Annotated in this window: 11 protein-coding genes; 3 read left to right on the forward strand and 8 right to left on the reverse strand. The window is 67.7% G+C overall.

The features are described from left to right. Positions 1 to 16: 16 nt before the first annotated feature. From OKW38_RS35825 to OKW38_RS35835, 3 genes are read left to right on the forward strand one after another with little or no spacing between them, the layout of a single operon-like run. On the forward strand, positions 17 to 310 hold the full coding sequence (locus tag OKW38_RS35825) for a hypothetical protein (protein ID WP_090810110.1): 294 nt from the start codon (positions 17 to 19) through the stop codon (positions 308 to 310). 27 nt (positions 311 to 337) lie between these two features. After that, a complete protein-coding gene (locus OKW38_RS35830) occupies positions 338 to 1051 on the forward strand; it encodes a response regulator (protein ID WP_090806371.1) in 714 nt (237 codons plus the stop codon). Next, positions 1048 to 2421, forward strand: a complete 1374-nt coding sequence (locus tag OKW38_RS35835; protein WP_429334101.1) for an ATP-binding protein — start codon at positions 1048 to 1050, stop codon at positions 2419 to 2421. Before OKW38_RS35830 ends, OKW38_RS35835 begins: the two co-directional genes overlap by 4 nt. 28 nt (positions 2422 to 2449) lie before the next feature. On the opposite strand, the gene OKW38_RS35840 is transcribed toward OKW38_RS35835, so the two are convergent. From OKW38_RS35840 to bcsP, 8 genes are all read right to left on the reverse strand, one after another. Then, positions 2450 to 2716: a hypothetical protein gene (locus tag OKW38_RS35840; RefSeq protein WP_429365250.1), complete on the reverse strand. Its 267-nt coding sequence runs from the start codon at positions 2714 to 2716 to the stop codon at positions 2450 to 2452. A 457-nt stretch (positions 2717 to 3173) separates the two neighbouring features. Beyond that, entirely contained in the window at positions 3174 to 5834 is a 2661-nt protein-coding gene (locus OKW38_RS35845; RefSeq protein WP_429365251.1) for a response regulator, read from the reverse strand. A 573-nt stretch (positions 5835 to 6407) separates the two neighbouring features. Next, a complete protein-coding gene (locus OKW38_RS35850) occupies positions 6408 to 11135 on the reverse strand; it encodes a cellulose synthase subunit BcsC-related outer membrane protein (protein WP_429365252.1) in 4728 nt (1575 codons plus the stop codon). Continuing rightward, on the reverse strand, positions 11126 to 12313 hold the full coding sequence (gene bcsZ / locus OKW38_RS35855; protein ID WP_429365570.1) for a cellulose synthase complex periplasmic endoglucanase BcsZ: 1188 nt from the start codon (positions 12311 to 12313) through the stop codon (positions 11126 to 11128). The genes OKW38_RS35850 and bcsZ overlap by 10 nt, the downstream gene beginning before the upstream one ends. Positions 12314 to 12332: 19 nt before the next feature. Continuing rightward, positions 12333 to 14891 carry a cellulose biosynthesis cyclic di-GMP-binding regulatory protein BcsB gene (gene bcsB, locus OKW38_RS35860; protein ID WP_429365253.1) on the reverse strand — a complete coding sequence of 853 codons (2559 nt, stop codon included), beginning with the start codon at positions 14889 to 14891 and terminating at the stop codon, positions 12333 to 12335. A gap of 3 nt (positions 14892 to 14894) precedes the next feature. Further along, positions 14895 to 17102 carry a UDP-forming cellulose synthase catalytic subunit gene (gene bcsA / locus OKW38_RS35865; protein WP_429365254.1) on the reverse strand — a complete coding sequence of 736 codons (2208 nt, stop codon included), beginning with the start codon at positions 17100 to 17102 and terminating at the stop codon, positions 14895 to 14897. Beyond that, positions 17099 to 17887, reverse strand: coding sequence for a cellulose biosynthesis protein BcsQ (gene bcsQ, locus OKW38_RS35870; protein WP_090806355.1), 789 nt, complete (start codon positions 17885 to 17887; stop codon positions 17099 to 17101). The genes bcsA and bcsQ overlap by 4 nt, the downstream gene beginning before the upstream one ends. After that, positions 17884 to 18612 carry a cellulose biosynthesis protein BcsP gene (bcsP, locus tag OKW38_RS35875; protein WP_429365255.1) on the reverse strand — a complete coding sequence of 243 codons (729 nt, stop codon included), beginning with the start codon at positions 18610 to 18612 and terminating at the stop codon, positions 17884 to 17886. The genes bcsQ and bcsP overlap by 4 nt, the downstream gene beginning before the upstream one ends. Positions 18613 to 18656 lie beyond the last annotated feature (44 nt).

The following is an 18656-nucleotide window of genomic DNA, read 5'->3' on the forward strand; positions in this document are numbered from 1 at the left end:
ACCGAAGGAGTCAGTCATGAAGAAGTTGCTCGCCACCGTGCTGCTGTGCTGCGCGTCCACCGTCGCGTTCGCTCAGGCCGCCGCGCCGCAAGATATCGGCCAGCAGCGGATGGAGCGCATGGAGCAGCAGTTGCAAACGCGTTTTTCAAGCGCGAACACCACCCACGACGGCAAGCTGACGCGCGACCAGGCAGCGGCCGGCATGCCGCGGCTGGCGCGTCATTTCGACGAGATCGACACGCAGAAGGCCGGCTACATCACGCTCCCGCAGATCGAGGCATTCATGCAGGAACGCGGGGCCGCACACTGAGCGGCTCGGTTATCGAGGAGCTTTCGGATGGAACGCCCCGCCAGGATCATCGTGCTCGACGACGAAGCCGAGTTGCGCAACATGCTGCTGCGCTTTCTGCGCGGTCATGGCTTCGACGTGCGCGCGGCCGAGGACGGCAAGCGCCTGAATCGCTACCTGGAGCGCGAGCCGTTCGACCTGCTGATACTCGATCTGATGATCGGCGAAGAGGACGGCCTCGAGATCTGCGCGAAGCTGCGCGCTCAAGGGCAGACCTTGCCGATCCTGATGTTGACGGCGAAGGGCGATCCGCTCGATCGCGTGACCGGCCTCGAAACCGGCGCCGACGACTACCTCGCGAAACCGTTTCTGCCGCGCGAACTGGTGGCGCGAATCAATGCGTTGCTGCGCCGCCAGAAGATGGCCGCGGGCGACCTCACGCTGACGTCGCAGCGCGTGCGTTTCGGCGACTTCACGCTCGATATCGGCAAGCAGGAGCTGTCGCGCGCGGGCGAGCCGCTCGAGATTCATTCCGCGCAGATGCTGCTGCTGGTCGCGCTCGCGTCGTCGCCGAATCGTGCGGTGAGCCGCGACAACCTGCTCGCGCGTGCGCGAGGGCGCGACCATGACGCGCTCGATCGCAGCATCGACGTACAGGTGCTGCGGCTGAGGCAGATCGTCGAGGACGATCCGTCGAAGCCGCGTTTCATTCGCACCGTCTGGGGCGTCGGCTATATGCTCGTCGCCGATGTCGAATCATGATGCGCTCACTGTCGCGCGCACTGCTGCCGCGCACGCTGCTCGCGCGCAATATCGCGCTGTTGATCGCGCTCGTGATGCTGAGCCAGATCTGCTCGATCGTCGTGCTGCTGCATTACGTGCAGCGGCCACGCGTCGAACGCGCGGCGGCCGTGTTCGCGACCTATGTGACGACGCTCGACAACCTGCTCGCGGCCACTCCGCCCGCCTCGCGCGCGGCGCTGACCGCGCGTCTCGACGCGCGCGAGCAGTTGCCGCCCGAAGCGACCGACACACCGCCGCACGATCTGTTGCATGTGTACAGCACCTATCAGCGCGGCGTTTTCATCGACAGCCTGCAGAAGCATCTGCCCGCCGATATGCCCGTGCGGTGGCAGACCGAGGGCGCGCAGCGGCTGTGGATTCGCATGCATGCGCCGGCTGCCGGGTCCGACCACGCGGCCGGTTCGTTGGCCGGCGCGCCATACTGGATCGCGCTGCCGGTTCCCGAGGACGCGCAGGGCAGCGGCCTCGAAGCGGCGATCTTCCTGTCGTTGGGTCTCGGCGTGCTCGCCGCGCTCGCCGGCTACGCGATCCAGCTGCACCTGAACGAACCGTTGCACGAGCTCACGCAAGCGGCGCGGCGCGTCAGCGCCGGCGACCTGCCCGCGCCGCTGCCGACCGACGGTCCCGCCGAAATCGCCGCCGTGGGCAGCGCTTTCAATCAGATGACGCGCGCGTTACAGGACGCCGAAGCGACGCGCGCGTTGATGCTCGCGGGCATCTCGCACGACATCCGCACGCCGTTGACGAAGCTGCGCCTGTCGATGGCGATGGCGATGCCGCAGGGGGCCGACAGCAGTTTCGTCATCGCCGCCGAATCGTATCTCGATCAGATCGAGACGATTCTGCAGCAGTTCATGGATTACGCGGGCAGCGGCGAGCGCGAGGAAGCGCAGCCCGGCGATCTGAATGCGCTGATCGAACGGCTCGCGGGCGACTTCGCGGGGCTCGGGCACGAGTTCGACCTGTCGCTGGGCAGCTTGCCGGCCGTTCGATATCGACCGATCAGCATGATGCGGCTGCTGATGAATCTGATGCAGAACGCGATCGTCTACGGCGGCAGCGGGCTTGCGGTGCGCACGTGGGCGACGCAGGACGCGGTCACGGTTGCGGTCGGCGATCGCGGTAAAGGTTTGACGGCGGAGGAGTTGGAGAAGCTGAAGGCGCCGTTCCAGCGCGGCCGCAATGCGCGTGCGCATAGCGGCGGCACGGGGCTGGGGCTGTCGATCGTCGATCGGATCGCGCGGCTGCACGGCGGCGGCCTGCAGTTTCATCCGCGCGACGGCGGCGGCCTCGAAGTGTGGGTCGTATTGCCGGTCAAGGCGGCATGATGGGATGAGGCGGTGGCGTTCTTGCCGCTCACTCGCGATCGAGCCACGCGTCGAGCCCGACCCGAAACGCGACGCCCGCGATGACCGGCACGGTCAGCATCAGGATGATGCCGAAGTTCGGGATCTCGTCGCCGTACATGATCGGGTTGTACAGCACGACGCCCGACACGATCGTGAACATCACGACGCCAATGGCGACCATCAGGAGATTGCGCACGGACATGGACAGCGCCTTGCGCTTCCGCTTGTCCGTCGTGTCGTGAGCGCCGGGTGCTTCGTCGTGTTGGGCAGGCATGATGGTTCTCGTGGCAAAAAATGCGGCATCGGAAGCGGGTGCGGAGGGCACCGCGCCCGGCATCATACCCGCACCCGCGCGGCTGATGCAGATCGGGGCCGCGCCGTTGCGGTACTCATCCTTACCAACAATATATGCCATTCCAGGCCGCGATTTCAGGCGTCGGCAGTCGACCCCGCCGGAGGCGCCGAATCCGCGCGAGACGCCGATGCAAGCGCGCAACCGCTCAGGCCGAGCTCGTCGAGAATCGCGCTCATCAAGCCCGTGCGGCGCCATTGCAGCCACCGGATGTAGCACGTCTGCGACGGCGGAAACGTGCCGGGCAGCCGATGCCATTTCTCGTTGCGCGTGACGACCCACAGAGATGCTAGCGTTGCTTTTCAAACCTTCATCAGCGACGCGCCGGGGATTACCGCGACCACGTTGAAGGAGCTGACGCTGATCTCCCTCATAGCATCTAGGACGCCGCTTCGGTGTGGTCGAGCCATTGCGCGAACTCGTGTCGCAACTGCGCGATATCGAGCGGCTTGCCGAGTAGCCGTGCACCCGGAATCGCCGCCCCGATCTCCGCGCTGCGACCGTACCCCGACACCAGCAGCACGCGTATCTCCGGCTGCACTTGCCGCACCGCGCGCGCGAGTTCGTGGCCGGACATGCCGGGCAGCGTGAGGTCGGTCAACAATACGTCGTAGCGTTGCGTGTTCGCGAGCGGCAACGCTGCTTCCGCGCTCGCGACCGCGGTGCAAGCGAGGCCTAACGCGCCGAGCAGTTCGCCGAGCGCCTCGCGCGATTCGGTGTCGTCCTCGACGAACAGCACGCGCGCGGCTTCGTGGGCCGCACGCGGCTGGATCGGCTTGTGCGGCTTTTTCTTCGGCTCTTTGTTCGACGCTTTCCGCGGGCCCTTCGCAGTGGCGCACGTGTTGGCGCCTTCGTACGCGGCGGGCGGCACGCATGCGGCGATACGCGCTTCGCGCATCCCGGCCGCGTGGTCCACGCGCGCGGCGCCCGCGCGTAGAACGTTACGCACCAGACGGGCAAGATCGTCGCGCCGGTACGGCTTCGACAGCAGCGTGATACCGGCGTCGAGCTTGCCGTGGTGGACGATTTCGTCGCGCGTATAGCCCGACGTGAACAGCGTAGGCAGCGGTGGCGTGCGCGCGGCCGCGCGTTGCGCGAGCTCGACGCTCTTCAGCTTGCCGGGCATCACGACGTCGGTGAACAGCAGATCGATCGGCATGTCGCTGTCGATGAATTCGAGCGCCGCGTCGCCGTTCGACGCGGTCAGCACCTTGTAGCCGAGCTGCGCGAGCATTTCGACCGCGGTCAGCCGCACGTCGGCATCGTCCTCGACGACGAGTATCGTTTCGCCGCCGCCGACCGGTGCCGCGGTGCCATCGACGGTCTCCGGCGTCTCCGCCTCGCAGCAGCGCGGAAAGAACAGCGACACCGTGGTGCCGTGTCCCACTTCGCTTTCTATCGACACATGCCCGCCGCTTTGCCGCGCGAAGCCGAACACCATCGACAGGCCAAGGCCGGTGCCGTGGCCGTCGGGTTTGGTCGTGAAGAACGGCTCGAACACGCGTTGCAGCACTTCGGGCGGCATGCCCGAGCCGGTGTCGGCAACCGAGAACTCCACGTATTCGCCGGGCGACAACTCCGGCTTGCCGCGGCAGAACGCGGCGTCGAGCGTGCGGTTGGTCGCGCGCACGGTCAGCACGCCGTCGGCGCGCATCGCGTCGCGCGCATTGATCGCGAGATTGAGCAGCGCGTTTTCGAGCTGGTTGCGGTCGACCTGCACGTTCCACAGATCGTCGCTGAGCACCGTGTCGATTCGCACCGTTTCGCCGAGCGCGCGATGCAGCATCTCGCTCATGCCGGTCAGCAGGCGGCGCGGATTCAGCACGGTCGGCGACAGCGGCTGACGCCGCGCGAACGCGAGCAGATGTGCGGCGAGCTTCGCGCCGCGTTTGACGGCATCGGTCGCGGCGGATAGACGCCGCTGCGCGACCGGGTCGTCGTTGGCGTCGGCGGCGAGCATCTGCAGATTGCCGTTGATCACCTGCAGTACGTTGTTGAAGTCGTGCGCGACGCCGCCCGTCAGGCTGCCGATCGCTTCCATCTTCTGCGCCTGGCGCAGTTGTTCCTCGGCGAGCGTGCGCGCCGCGATCGAATCGGCGACGCGCTGCTCGAGCGTTTCGGTCAACTGAAGAAGCTGCTGTTCGGCGATCTTGCGATCGTGAATGTCGATCAGCACGCCCGGAAAGCGCGTCGGTTCGCCGTGTTCATCGAACTGGCAGCGGCCGTTCGCCTGTACCCACATATAGCCGCCGTCAGGCCGCCGGATTCGGTACTCGGCGCGAAACGGCTCGCCGCTGCGGATCGCTTCGGCGGTCAGGCGGTCGTTGAGCGCCTGGTCGTCGGGGTGGATCATCTGCGTCACGGCATCGCGCGCGACGCCCTTCGACGCTTTATCGCGCGCAAACAGGAAGGTCCGCGCGAAGCGTTCGTCGCCCGTGACCTCGCCGGTGCGCACGTCGAGCACCCAGGTGCCGAGCACCGCGCCGGTATTCAGAGCGAGCTGCAGGCGTTCGTTGGTCTCGTGCAATTCGGTTTCGGCTTGCTGGCGCATCCGCTCGGTCAGCACGCGCCCGGTGGTCTCGACGACCATCGCGAGCACGCCGGCCGGCGCGCCGCTGTCGCCCGCGACCGGGCTGTAGTACAGATCCATCCACACGTCTTCCGGCTTGCCGTCGCGCAGCAGCATGAGCGCCTTGTCGCGATACGACAGCGTGCCGCCCGCGAGGCAGGTGACCATCACGTGATGGTTGAAATCGGCGACTTCGGGCCAGCCGTCTTCGACCGGACGGCCGAGCAGATACGGATGCCGCCCGCCCGCGAAGACCGCATAGGCGTCGTTGTAGATCATGTAGCCGGGCTCGCCCCACAACAGCACGAGCGGCATCGGCGAGGCGAGCATCATCTGGACCGTCGAGGTCAGACTGCGCTGCCAGTTTTCGATCGCGCCGAGGGTGGTGGCGCGCCAGTCGAATTTGCTGATGCGTCGCGCCATCTCGCCGCGCCAGCCAGCGCAGCCGCAGTCTTGTGCCGGAAAAGGCATGCAGCGCTCCACGTGAAATCACGTCGAAAATGATTGGCTCTTGACCGAAGCTTCGAGGGTTCGCGCGCGTTGCGCACCCTCGCGAACCCCAAATATTGTAGGGCACAACGCCTTATCGGTGATGCATCGCAGACGCTATTCGGGGTTTTGCCGGGTAAGCACCCGTGTCCGAAACCGTACCAATTTGGCACCTCGTTCGATGCGCGGGCGACATTTACCGCGAGGCGCGTTTGCTGCGCGGCGAAAGCGGAAGAAGCGCCCGCATTTCCGGCGTGGCTCGATACCTTCGCGTAGGGCGTGGTCGTGCCCACGGTCAGGTGCGAATCGTGCTGCCGTCCCCGATTCCTGCGCGAGCTTCGAACTTCAATGGAACGCACCGTACGATGGCGAAGAAAAACATCACACGATATCCATTCCCCAAACCCGCCGTCGAGCTCGTGAGCAGCCACGAGGCCGGCTATCTCGAGCACGGCCGGCGCTATGCAATGGAGTGCGAACGAAAGTGAGGGCGGGGGCGACGAGGCTTGCGATTCATCGAATGCAAGCCGCGACCTCACCCAACGAGTGCGTCCGTCAGTTGGACAGCGACAGATACTGCGACGTCAACGGCACCGGCGGGAACGGCTGCAAGCCGGTCTGCTTGTTGAAGCTGTAGCGCACGTACACGGCCGCGAGCCACTCGCGATATTCATAGGCATTGCCGAGCGACGCGGTCGCCCCGACCGCGAGCTGCGGCGCGAGCTGATATTCACCGACGCCGCTGATCGAATACGACACGCCGGTCTTGCTCTGACCCGGGTAGACGGCGGTCAGACCGTTGCCGAGGGATTGCGCGGCGGCGGCCGCGTCGCCTTGCCGCGTCGAGCCGTCGTTCAGCGGGAAGTAGTTCGACGCATCCTCGCGATAATGCTGCACGCCGATCGAACCCTTCACGTCATATGTAAACAGGCCCGCGCGGCCCGACCATTCGACCGGCAGATTCAGGATCACGTACTGCTGCGGACTGAAGTAGCCGCCCTGGCCGTAAGTGAAGTACGACAGATTGCGGTTGTAGCCCATGATCGTCGTGTTCACGCCGACCGTCAGCGTCTGGTCGGCGTCTTTCAGCAGACGCGTGTAGACGCCGCCGCCGCCCTTGATCGCGTTGTTGCTCGGCACGTTGGTGCCCATGTAGTGCTGATACGACGCGTTCACGTACAGGCCGCTCGTGCCGTCGTCCCAGCTGAGGCTGGCAAGCGCGCCGTTCGACGTGACGCCGCCCCATTCGGGGCCGGCGGCCGCATCGCGCGCGCCCGCGTACGACAGCAGGCTGTCCGTCACCGCGCGCCGCGCGACCGCGATCGAGTACGAGACCTTGTCGGTGATGCCGCCGTTGTATTGCGCGCCACCGACGATGTTGGTCTCGCGCAAGCCGATCGGCGTCACGCCGATATCGCCGCTGATGCTGCGACTGTCATAGCCGACGGAGAGGCCCACACCGCTTGCGGTCTGGCTGCCGTAGTTGTTGGTGCCGTTCTGCGCCGCCGATTTCGACGACGCGGTCGAAAGCCCCGCGCCGAAGCGCGCGAGCGTCGACGTGCTGTTCGACGCGGTGCCTGCGTCGAGCGTGACCGGGGTCGCGGTCACGACCACGTGACCGTTGCCTGCCTTGATACGCCCCTGAATCGGCGCCTCGATGTCGGTGAGCGACGACAACCCGTCCTCGCCGACGCGATTGCGGAAGATCAGGCCGCCCGACACGGTGCTCGACTGCTCGCGATTGACCTGCGCAAGCTCCTCGGCGACGCCGAGGGTCTGCGCGTTCGCGACGTTCGACTGCGGGTTGTTCTGCGCGTTGCTGCCGGGCGGGTAGTACGGCTGCGCGTAGCCGGCCGGCGGTTGCGGAATGTACGGCTGCTGCGCGTAGTAGCCCTGGTTCGGGTAAGGCTGCTGTTGATAGGGCTGTTGCGGCGGGTACGGCTGATACGGCTGCGCGTAGCCCTGCTGCTGCGGATACGGCGGCGGCGGCTGCGCGTAGACCGGCGCGGGTTGGCTCGTTTTCGCCGTGCTCTTCTTGGCGCGTTTCTGCGTGCTCGTGCGTGTCGATCCGTACGGCCGCGGCGTCGACGACGCGGCGTTGGCCTGCGCTTGGCGCGCGGCCGGCGACATAGGCCACGGTGTGGCCGCATAGCCGTCCTGCGCGCCGTAGGGCTGCTGCCCGTACGCCGGTTGCCCGTACGCCGGTTGCTGCGGATACGCTTGCTGCTGCGGGTAAGGCTGTGGCTGCGGATACGCTTGCTGCTGCGCATAGGGCTGCTGCTGCGCATAGCCGGCGTCGTACTGCTGCCGCGGCATCGGCTGCCCGGGCGCCTGACCTTGCCCCGGATAAGGCTGCAACGGCGCGCCCGACTGGCTCGATCCGTTGGATTCCTGTCCGTAGCCGCCGACCTCGGCGGCGGAGCGGGGCGCTCCGTACGGTGCGGCGACGGGTGCGGGCTGTGCGGCAGGCGCGTTATAAGGCGTCGCGGCGGGCGCCGTATAGGGGGCGACATACGGCGCGACATACGGCGCGACATACGGCGCGGGCTGAAGGGGCGGCGGATAGTTCGGCACGGTCTGCGTCGGCGAGGAAGACTGCGTATTCAGGAACGGAAGCGCGGGACGCGCGGCATTGTCGGCGTCGCCCGAAGGGACGATCGCCGTTTTGCCTTCGAATGGATTGGTGCCCGGCAGCGGCGTCGCGCCGATCTGGCCCATCGCCGCTTCCCAGCCGCGCGGCACGTTGGTGCCTGCGTTGCGGGGCGCGTTCGCCGCCAGCGGCGTGTTGGCCGCGACCAGCGAGCGTTGCAGATAGGTCGACGCGAGCGACAGCTTGCCCTGGGCGCGATACATGCGCCCCACGGTCGCGAGCACGCCCGGGTCGTTGGGCGCGAGGGCGAGCGCCTGGTTCGCGAGCGTTTCGGCGTAGCTGAACTGCTTCGCGCCGGCCGCGGCCGAGATCGCCGCCTGCAGCAGATTCAGATCGTCGGGGCGGCGCTGCAGCGCGACGCGGAAGCTCGTGAGCGCGTTGCGGTCGTCCCCCGCGCTCGCATACATGCGGCCGAGCGCGGCTTGCAGGTCGGGGTTGTCGGGCATCGCGGCGAGCCACGGCGCGATCACCTCGTAGGCGCTCGCGAGATCGCCGCGCAGGCGTACCGCGTCAGCTTGTCGGATGACGATGCCGAGATTCAGGTTGTTGAAGTCAGTGCTCTGCTGCGGCGTCAGTTGCATGCCTTGCAACTGGCGCATCACGGCGCCGAGCTCGGCCTGCTGGTTGGCCGCAGACAGAATGCTCGCGTATTGCAGCAGCAGATCGGTGTTGCCGGGCGCGGCGCTCATCGCGCCGCGCACGAGTGCGAGCGCGCGGGTCGGGTCGCCGGCCTGCTGGTACGCGCCGGCGATCACGCCGATCAGCTCGGGGTTGTTGCCGGCCACCGGCTCGGCGGCGCGCAACATCGCGATGGCCTGCTGCGTCTGGCCGTTCTTCGCCATGCGCGTCGCGAGGTCGGCCTGCCGATGCACCCACAGCCGATGCTGCAACGTCGTCATCGCATCGGTGCGCTGCGCGGGCGCAATACGGTCGAGCTGCGCGAGACCGGTCGACCAGTCCTGCGTTTCCGCCGACAGCAGCGCGCTCGCGTACAGCGCATCGGTCATGTCCGGATGCGCGGCGAGCAGACCGTCCATCATGCTGCGCGCATTCGCGACCGCGCCCTGGCGCACGTAGATGCGCGCGAGGTCGAGCCGCAGCCACGGATCGTCGGGCTTGTTCAGCAGCGCGTCTTCGAACAGGCTGCGCGCGCTGCCGAGATCGCCGCGCGCTTCGGCCGCGCGCGCCTGCGCTGCCTGCGCGTCGCCGCGCAAACGGTCGATGCCGCCGACCTTCGCCTGTTGCTGCGCGTTCAACTGATTGGCGAACTGCAACGCCTCGTCGGCACGGCCCTGCGCGGCGAGCGCACCGACGAGGCCGCGAATCGCGTCCGGGTTGTCGGCCTGGCGGCGCAGTGCCATCCGGTATGCCTGCTCGGCGCCGGCCGGGTCGCCGGTCGTGAGCAGCATTTCACCGAGCTGCACCTGGGCAGTCACGTCGGACGGATTCAGCGCGATCGCGCGCTCGAACAATGCCTTCGCCTTCGCGAACTCGCCATTGCTGCGCGCGCCGATCGCTTCGCTCGTGTAGGTCCAGTAGGTCGCGCTGTCGAGCGCGGTTTTCCAGCGCGCCGGATTCGGTCCGCGCGAGGCACGCTCGAGGTAGTTGCGCGCCTCGGCGAAACGCTCCTGCTTCAGCGCGGCGATGCCCATGCCGCCGAGCGCGTCGGTATCGTTAGGACTGTTCGCGAGTACCGACGTGAACCTGGCGCGCGCGCTCACGATGTCGTCGCGGTCGAGCGCAGCGAAGCCGTCGGCGATCACGCGGCCGCGCGCGTCGGCGGCGGCGTTTTCCTGCGCGCGGGCGCGCGCCGCGCTGTCCTGCTGCACCATCGAATCGAAGCGCGCCTTCACGGCGGCATCTTCACCGGCGGTCTGGAAGTACGACTCGTACAGCGCGGCGTCCGAGGGCCGCGCGTCGAGCCACAGCAGCGCCTGGCGCCAGCTCTTTTTCGCCGCCGCGCCGACCGAGGTGTCGCCGGCGAGCTTTTGCAGCCGCGCGATACCGTCGCGCCGCGTGACGTCGCGATAGGTCAGATGCTGCGCGTACGCGAGTGCGAAACGCGGGTCGTTGGGGTTGTCGTGGGCGAGCTGTTCGAGGCCGCGGCGTGCTTCGTCCCAGCCCTGCGGCGTCGCCGACAGCGCCTGGTAATACTCGAGCTGCAACTGGGGCGTGGCGGGCTTGCCGGCCAGCGCGCGCTGATACTCCTGCGCCGCGCTCGCGCTCTGACCGGCTTGCGCGAGCCGGCGCGCCTCGCTGATGGTCTGGTCGCGCGGGCTCGTTTCGCCAAGGCGGCGGCCGAGCTCATCGAGATTCGGATAATTCGGCGCGGCCGCCTTCAGCCGCGCGAGGTACTGCTGCGCGCCGGCGCCGTCCTTGCGGTCGGCCAGCACCATGCCCATGCCGAACAGGGCGTCGGGCTGCTTCGGATCGATGCTGAGCACCTTCTGCCAGGCCTGCTCGGCGAGGTCGCCGCGCTGATGCGACTGCCAGTACTTGCCCTGATCGATCAGCACGGTCAGCGGATCCTTGCTCGCCTGCGCGAGCGCATCGGGCGCGGCCGCGGCCGCGCACAAGAGCGCGCCGACGGACAGCGCGATATGCAGCGACCCGGCGAGGGCGTTCAATCGCATGCGGTCCTCCAGGCGGGCACGAGACCGCCGGCTTCATCGAAGCGATAGCGGCCATCGATGAACCCCGTGCCGAACAGACCCAACACACGATCGTAGTACACCGGTTCACGGCCCGGAACGTTCGCGTCGAGCGCGGCGAGCCGCGTGCGCGCGAGGCCGAGTCCGTGCTCGTCGCCCAGTGTCTTGAAGTATGGCGCGAGCGCGCCCCAATAGCTGAGCGGGCCTTCGCCGCTCGCCGCGCCGGTGGTCGACGACACCTTCTCCGGCGGGAAGCCGTTCTGCGCGACCTTCGCGCGCATGCCGCCGAGCGCGCCGAGCCACGGCTTCGCGAGCGGATCGGCGGGCGATGCGAGGCCGGCCCACAGATAGACGCGGATCGCATCGTAGCTGCCGACGTCGCCGTTCTTCGGATCGACGACGAACCGACCGTTCTGCCACGCCGCCCAGTCAGGCGCGAAGCCTTGCGGCGACACGGTTTTGACGAACTGATAAGCGTTGTCGGCGAGCGTGGCCCACGGGCCGTCCGGCACCTCGTGCGCGAGCGCGCGCAACACCGGCAGCGGCAGATAGCTCGGATTCAGACGCGTGACGTTGCCGTTCCTGAAGCCCTGCGCCCCCGGCAGCAGCATCGGCCCGAGGCCAGATAGATTCGCGACTTCGTCGTGCGCGATGCGCTCGGCGAGTGCCTGGCCCAGTTGCGTGTAGGCGGGGTTGTGCCACAGGCGGCCGGCCTGCAGCAGATCGTAGGCGATCCAGAGGTCGGAATCCGACGCCGAATTCGGATCGAGCACGCCGTACGAGCCGTCCGGCTTCTTGCCCCATTGCCATGCGGGCAGCCGCAGGTTCTGGGCGTCGAACTGGTTGCCCGCGAGATTCGCGCGGGTCCAGCCGAGCAGCTTGTCGAAGGTCGCGCGGTCGTTGGCGACCAGCGCGAAAAAGAGCGCGTAGGACTGGCCTTCCGAGGTGGTCTGCTGGGCCGGCGTCGAGAAATCGATCACGCGGCCGTCGGCCTGGACGAAGCGTTGCACGAAGCTTTGCCAGGCGCCCCAGTCGCCGCATGCAGCGCCGTTCTGCGCGGCCCGAGCGGCGCCGCTCAAACCCGCCAGACTGGCCGACGCCGTCATGCCGATACCGAGCGCGAGCGCAAAAGAGGTTCTTCTGCTGATCCGAAACCGCATTCGAGTCATATCCGTTCCATCAGTCCTTCAGCCGACGCGCGGCGACCGCGCGAAGCGTCCGGTAGCACAAGGCCGCGATGATCAGCGCGGCGAGCACGCCGCCGAGCAACAGCAGCAGCGGATGCGACGACAGTGCCCAGCGCAGATACTCCTGCGGCGACAGACGGCCCACGTAGTATGCGGTGCCGTTCGAGGTGATGGTGACGGCGCGGCCATGGATCACGGCCATCGCGCCTTGAATCTTCGGCAGCACGTCGGCGTCGAGCAGCGCGGCGGACAGATCGGCATCCGACGGGCCGGCCGCGCTGATCAGCGCAACCGCGCTGCGGCCTCGCTGCAGCGGCGACTCGAAGCCGGTTAGCAGCGCCGCGCCGTTCGAGCTGACCATCGTCAGATCGGCACGCGCGGGCGTGCGCTCGACGCCGTGCTCGCCGTGCCACCAGTCCCGCAGCTTGAACACCAGGTCGGTGAGCTGGAACGTGTGCGCGGCGCCGTCGCTGGAGAACGGCATCGACTTCGACCAGCGCTGCAACAGCGGCTGCTTGCCAGGCGCGCCGAACACCAGCAGGTCCTTGTCGGCGAGGCGCTCGACATCGGCCGCATGGGTGACGGTCACGCCGGAGACCGGATAGCCGGTCGATTCGCCCATCCGGCCCATCGTCAGCAGATACAGGCTGTAATCGCTCGCGTCCGGGTCGTCCGGCAGCACGACGGCGGTCTCGGAGAGGTCCGCCATCCGCGTGAACGGAAAGCCGCTGTTGGCGAACGCGGCCAGATCGGGCAGCGCCATGTAGTGCGGGAACGACGACAGGTCGATCGTCGAGTTCGGATCGATCGCGCCGACCACGTTCTGCAGCAGGCGGCCCGCGCATTCGCCGGTGTTCGGGATGTCGTAGTAGAAGTGCAGCCGCAGTTGTGTGCGCGGCGTCATCAGCAGCGGCGGGATGCGGATGTTGCGGCGCGCGTCGGCGGTGCCGTCGGGCATGATGAGGTTGAAGTAGCGGCTCAGGTCGAACACCGACGCAGGGCGCGCCGGAATCGGCAGCGCCTGCACGAAGCCGTTGTTCACGCTGATGTTCAGCGACGAGCGGTCGCGCGCCGGCCGCACCGTGTAGCGGTAGCGCAGATCGATCGGCACGCCGCGCGTGTGCCACATGAACAGATCGGGCGGCACCCGCATGTTGATGCGCACCGCGTCGGCGTCGTAGCCGAACACGGTCAGGTCTTTCGGATCGGCGAGCTCGCCGAAGCGCACCGCGCGGTCGGTCGGCAGCCAGTTCGGCGCGTCGTACGGCACGCGCGGCGTAATTTCGTGCAGCGACGTGATCGTGGCGCTCGCGCCGGACAGCGCGCTATGGCCGATCCCGAGCGACTTCGCGGCGGTCTTCAGCTCGGCCTCGTTGCGGCCGAGCACGAGCAGCAGCTTGCCGCGCGCGTTCGCGTCGCGCTCGACCACCGCGATGGTCGGCCCGGTGATCTCGGGAATCGTCACGCCGGCCGGATGCTGGTCGCTGGTCGCGAACACGACCGCGTTGCCCGACAGCGGCGCGTTGTCGAGCTGGGTGGGAAACACCGCGCCGCGGTAGCCGGCGAGCGAGCCGAACCACGACGCGACGATGCCGGCGGCTTCGAGCGTGCCGTTGCCCGGCTTCTGCGCGAGCACGAACGGCAGCTCGAGGCGGCGCACGTCGCGGCGGTCGAAGAACGGCTGCGGCAGCGCGGCCAGCTCCGCTTTCGTCGCGAGCGACGAGTAGGTCAGGTCGAGCGAGCTCGCGTTGCTGATCGTCGCCCACAGCGACGAGTTGGCGGGGTCTTCGCAGGCCGTCGTGTAGTGGCCGATCAGCTGCAGGTTCAGGTGGTTGAAGTCGGTGATGAAGCGCGGATCGATCGTGATCTCGCGCGCGACCAGCATGCCGGCCTGCTCGTGCGGCAGCGGCAGCGTCGCCGCGACTTCGCCGTTGACCAGCACCTTCAACTGCGACAGGTTCGCCAACAGCGCGGGCGAATAACTGTAGATCAGATGCAGCGTCGCGCCGGTCACGACCTCGTCGCCGCGCACCGAGAACGCGATGCCGTTCTGTCCGTCGACGCCGCGCAATTGCAGCGGGTCGAGCGCGCCGAAGTCGGCGAACGTCAGCGTCTGGCGGCGGCCTCCGGGCACCAGCGTGCCGGGCTCGGCGGTGGTCGGCGTGCGCGTGCCGGGCGCCTTCACCGACGCCGCCGCGAGCGCGGGCGTCGGCGTGGCGAGCGGGCCCTGGGCGATCGCGTTCGGATCGAACGGCACGGCCGCGCTCGGCGCGGGCACGTTGCCGACACCGGTCGCGACTTGCGGGGTTTGCGGCGCGCCGGCGGGTGCCGCCGCGTCCGACGCCGGTTTGGCGGCGGCAGGGGGGGCCGCTTCAGCGAGCGGCACGAACGACGCCAGCGCGGTCTGCAGCGCGAGCCAGCAGGCGACGCCGCGCATGATTCGCCGCGAGTGTCGCAAGCCGTGACAAGCAGACAGGCGCGATTGGGGTCCAATGCTGTTGCGCCCGTGTGCCGGGCGTTCGATATTGTCCGTGGCCATCCGGTAGCCCATAGATCAGTCTTTCGTTTTTAGCTTCTTGACGTCCGCGGGACGGCTTTTGATCGAACTGCGCAAGTCGTCATACAGATGTTCGAACAGCCCCGCGATGCCGCGCACACCGACCTTCAGCACGTGCGACAGGCCGCGCAGCGGTGTGTCCGTCTCGCGTCCCTCGGCCCAGCCGGTCCACGCGTCCGCGCGCGCGAAGGTGGTTTTGACGAACTCGTACTCCTGTTCGCGCGACATCGACGAAAAGCGCAGCCCCACGCGTCCCGGCTCGGTAAAACTGACGGTGGCGGGGAACGCGTACTCTTCGTCGCCGCGGAACAGCGACACGGTCACGCGCTCCTGCATCGGCACTTCGATGGTGCTGGGCAGCGCGACGCCGACGCCGCCTTCCGAGTAGTCGATCGTTTCGCACGCGAGCGTGCGGCCGGTCGAGAACTTCAGCATCACCGGCATCTTCATCGCGACGCGCGGCACCGCGCGGATCTGGCGGCGCTCGCTCGCGGCGGCCACGCTCGCGCCGAGGATCAGCATGTTGTAGCTGGTCCACGCGAGATTGAGCAGCGTGGTCTCGACGATGCTGCGCACGTGCCAGTTCATGTAGATGTGCACCAGACCCGCGAGGAAACCGAGCAGGTTCAGCAGCAGCAGGAACAGATACGGCCGCGAGATCGACCAGTCGAAGTAGCTCTTCTCGATCACGCCGCCCTTGGCCGTCACGTTGAACTTGCCGAGCTTCGGGTTGATCAGCGCGAGCAGCGTCGGCGCGGTGATGTACGACGCCAGCACCGACTCGTACACCTCGGCCCAGAACGAATGGCGGAACAGGCGCTGCATCCGCGAGTTGGTGATGCTCGCGTGCATCATGTGCGGCAGCGCGTAGATCGCGATCGTGCTGGCCGCCGCCTCGATCACGTGCGCGCCGAAGAACAGATACGACAGCGGCGCGGTCAGGAACACGAGACGCGGCACGCCGTAGAAGAAGTGCATCATCGCGTTCAGGTAACACAGCCGCTGGCCGATCTTCAGCCCCTTGCCGGTGAGCGGATTGTCGATGCGGAAGATCTGCGTCATGCCGCGCGCCCAGCGGATGCGCTGGCCGATGTGGCCCGACAGGCTTTCGGTCGCGAGGCCGGCGGCCTGCGGAATCGCCAGATACGCGGTGGTGTAGCCGCGGCGGTGCAGCTTCAGCGCGGTGTGCGCGTCCTCGGTGACGGTCTCCACCGCGATGCCGCCGATCTCGTCGACCATGCTCCGGCGCAGCAGCGCGCACGAGCCGCAGAAGAACGTCGCGTTCCACAGATCGTTGCCGTCCTGCACGAGGCCGTAGAACAGCTCGCCTTCGTTCGGCACCTTGCGGAAAGTGCCGAGGTTGCGCTCGAACGGGTCGGCGGAGAAGAAGTGGTGCGGCGTTTGCAGCATCGACAGCAGCTTGTCGCGCAGGAACCAGCCGAGGCCGATCTGCAGGAACGAGCGGGTCGGGATGTGATCGCAGTCGAAGATCGCGAGGTACTCGCCGCTCGTGATCTTCAGCGCCTCGTTGATGTTGCCGGCCTTCGCGTGGCGATTGTGCGTGCGGATCGTCCAGTTCACGCCGACTTCCTCGCAGAACGCCTTGAACTCGGCGCGGCGGCCGTCGTCGAGCACGTGGATCGACATCTTGTCGGCTGGGTAGTCGAGCGCGAGCGCCGCGTAGACGGTCGGCTTCACGACGGCGAGCGGCTCGTTGTAGGTCGGGATGAACACGTCGACGGTCGGCCATTCGTCGCGATTGGCGGGCAGCGGCATTGGTTTGCGCTTGAGCGGCCACGCGGTCTGGAAGTAGCCGAGCATCAGCACGATCGTCGCGTAGAGCTCGGCGGACACGAGCAGCAGACCCCAGGCGGCGTCGAGCGGATGCTCCCAGTAGGTCGTTTCGGTCAGCCGCCAGTACATGTAGCGGCCCGACGCGACGATCGACAGCATGATCATCACCATCGTCGCGTAGCGGCCGGGACGACGGCGAAACAGCAGCGCGAGCACGAAGCACAGGGTCGCGAAGGTCAGCTGCTGATAGAACTCGAGCGGCACCGTGAACACGAAGTACAGCATGTACAGCGCGAGCATCGTGACGAGCGCGGTGACGATGCGGCTGTTCCAGAAGCTTGCGTCGATGAAGCGTTGGAACCGCGACGGCTCGCCGCCCTCGGGCTCGCGCGAGGAGGCTGGACTGCTCATGCGACGTTCCTTGGCCGGGCGGCGATCGCGTCGAGCGCCGCCATGAGCCAGGCGGCGCATGCGCGGAAATCGGCGGCGGCCTGGCTCAGCGGATCGTAATGGATCAGCGTGGTGTCGCAGGCGAGCGCTTCGCTGACGCCTTCGTCGAGATGGATCACGCCGGGGAAGACCTTGCCGGCGAGCATCTGACGCAGCACCTTCAGCACGTCCTTGGTCAACTGGCGGGATTGGTCGATCTGGTTGATCACGTAGCCGACGCCGCCGAAGTCCGCGCGCGGCGCCGCGTAGGTTTCGATCAGCCGCTCCATCTGCGGGATCGCCGCGTACGACGCGGCGTCGGCGAGCACGATGTTCAACGCGAAGGTGGCCGCGCTCAGCGCGGTTCGCACGTAGGTCGACGAGCCGGGCGGCGTATCGACGATCACGATGTCGGACGCATCGAGCCGCAGGTGCTGCAGCGACTGCGCGAGCCATTGCGGATGCTGGTCGATCTGCGCCTCGAGGCGGCGGCGGTCGTCCTCCAGCAGCGCGCCGTACGGCAGCACGGTCACGCCGTCGATACCGTCGAACATCACCGTTTGCCACGGGTTGCCCGAGAGAGTCGCGCGCGACAGGCCGTCGATGCTGTCGAGCGGCACGCCGAAGTGCAGCCGCAGGGCGTTCTGAGGATCGAGATCGAGTGCAATCACACGCCGGCCGCTGTTGGCGAGCACGGAGGCGAGATTGGCGGCGAGGGTGGTCTTGCCGACCCCCCCTTTGGCGGACACCACGGCAATGACTTTCATGAGCGACGCGGACCGTTGGTGAGCCACGAGGCGAAGCCGCCGCGCGCGGTGCCGGCGGGTGCTTGCGTGCCTTGGGCGGACGTGCCGCGCAGACGGTCGAACACCGAGTTCAGCGACGCGGCCGCGGCCGCTTGCGGCGGCGCGCTCGGGGTTTGCGCTGCAAACATCTTGCCGAGGATCGACGCCGGTTGGGCCGGTTGCGCGGGTTGGGCCGTATAGGTGGGTTGCGGGGCTGGTGGCGGTGGCATCGACGATGCCGGTGCCGTGCTCGCGCTGCCATGAGCGGGCGCGGCGGGGCGTGTCCTGCCTGGCGCGACAGGCGCAATCGTTTGCGCGGCCGCCTCGTCGAGTTCGTCGGCCGTGCGGAAGCGTGACGCGCCGCTCGGCGCCGCGGGCTGGGCTGCGGCCACAGGTACCGGTGGAATGTCACGCCGGTGCGGACGCGTGAACAGCGGTGCCTTCGCGCGCGTCACGGATGCCATGTCCTTCGGTGTCGTGTCCTCGTGGACGGCGGCCCGTGGCGCCACGGTTATCGGCGGCTGTGGTTTCGCGTCGCGAAGCTGGCCGATTGCCGGAATGGCCGGTTGCGTCAGATCGAGCGTCACGAGCAGCGGCCAACGAGTGCGCGCGGTGCGCGCGTCGTTCTCGCGGCCGATCTCCTGGTACGCGTTGGCGTCGCCGCCAAATTGCTCGAACAGTTTTTCGATGTCGCTCGATGAACTCATGATGCCGTCGTCTCTTACATACCGTGCATGGCCCCAAACCGACT

It is taken from the genome of Paraburkholderia sp. MM5496-R1, assembly GCF_050436205.1.
Lineage (GTDB): Bacteria > Pseudomonadota > Gammaproteobacteria > Burkholderiales > Burkholderiaceae > Paraburkholderia > Paraburkholderia tuberum.

Bases quoted from the DNA above. Each gene is read 5' to 3' on its own strand.
- OKW38_RS35825 (WP_090810110.1), top strand. From the start codon at position 17: ATGAAGAAGTTGCTCGCCACCGTGCTGCTGTGCTGCGCGTCCACCGTC.
- OKW38_RS35830 (WP_090806371.1), top strand. From the start codon at position 338: ATGGAACGCCCCGCCAGGATCATCGTGCTCGACGACGAAGCCGAGTTG.
- OKW38_RS35835 (WP_429334101.1), top strand. From the start codon at position 1,048: ATGATGCGCTCACTGTCGCGCGCACTGCTGCCGCGCACGCTGCTCGCG.
- OKW38_RS35840 (WP_429365250.1), bottom strand. From the start codon at position 2,716: ATGCCTGCCCAACACGACGAAGCACCCGGCGCTCACGACACGACGGAC.
- OKW38_RS35845 (WP_429365251.1), bottom strand. From the start codon at position 5,834: ATGCCTTTTCCGGCACAAGACTGCGGCTGCGCTGGCTGGCGCGGCGAG.
- OKW38_RS35850 (WP_429365252.1), bottom strand. From the start codon at position 11,135: ATGCGATTGAACGCCCTCGCCGGGTCGCTGCATATCGCGCTGTCCGTC.
- bcsZ (WP_429365570.1), bottom strand. From the start codon at position 12,313: ATGCGGTTTCGGATCAGCAGAAGAACCTCTTTTGCGCTCGCGCTCGGT.
- bcsB (WP_429365253.1), bottom strand. From the start codon at position 14,891: ATGGGCTACCGGATGGCCACGGACAATATCGAACGCCCGGCACACGGG.
- bcsA (WP_429365254.1), bottom strand. From the start codon at position 17,102: ATGAGCAGTCCAGCCTCCTCGCGCGAGCCCGAGGGCGGCGAGCCGTCG.
- bcsQ (WP_090806355.1), bottom strand. From the start codon at position 17,887: ATGAAAGTCATTGCCGTGGTGTCCGCCAAAGGGGGGGTCGGCAAGACC.
- bcsP (WP_429365255.1), bottom strand. From the start codon at position 18,612: ATGAGTTCATCGAGCGACATCGAAAAACTGTTCGAGCAATTTGGCGGC.